We start from the raw sequence: 740 nt of genomic DNA, 5'->3' as shown, positions 1-740 counted from the left end.
ATATTTATATACTCACCACTCTCTATCACCATTACCTGCTTTTGAGTTGTTCTTTCTAGGGATCACTGGGCTTGAGTTTCTCTCTCGAACCTTATTTCTAATGACTTCACTATCATAGCCTTTGTCCGCGATAACAAAATCGCCTTCGGGCAATAATTCAATCAGTTCATTTGCCACTTTACTATCATGAACATCGCCGCCTGTAATAATAAATTCAATTGGTAAGCCATAACTATCAACAGCTAAATGAATTTTACTTGTATTACCGCCACGACTTAATGCTATCGCTTGTTCTTGTTGAGACGCAGCACCTGTACTGTGTTGGTGTGCTTTAACATAACTGCCATCAATGAATTCCCACTCAGTGTCACTATTGGCGGATAATGATTTGAACAACCTTATTAATATTCCTTTTTTAGACCAAAGTAGAAATCGGCGGTAAATAGTATTCCATAAACCAAAACACTCAGGGAGGTCACGCCATGGGCAACCAACACGTAAGCGATATAAAATTCCTTCCATCGTTTGTCTGTGTTCAAGCTTGTTATAAACTCTATCTTCAAGCAAAATTGATTTTAGCTTCGACCACAACTTATCAGTGAGCATTAATCGGGGCATGGTAATCTCGTAAGGTTTGTTTTTGGCGAAGTAAATTATACGAGATTACCGCTTGCGCACAAAATTCAAACAAAGATCAACAGCCCCTAATACATTAAACCGCATTTACCTCAGTAAATTTT

General features: G+C 38.2%; 1 pseudogene. It reads right to left on the bottom strand.

Annotated elements, in window-relative coordinates:
* Positions 1-15: 15 nt before the first annotated feature.
* Positions 16-618: pseudogene (locus CWB66_RS13040) on the bottom strand (IS5 family transposase); the annotation flags it as partial.
* Positions 619-740 lie beyond the last annotated feature (122 nt).

The organism is Pseudoalteromonas sp. S558 (assembly GCF_005886635.1).
In the GTDB taxonomy this organism is placed as follows: Bacteria; Pseudomonadota; Gammaproteobacteria; order Enterobacterales; family Alteromonadaceae; genus Pseudoalteromonas; species Pseudoalteromonas aliena.
Note: the sequence above shows the minus strand (reverse complement) of the source record. Positions and strands in the feature narration are given on the sequence as shown.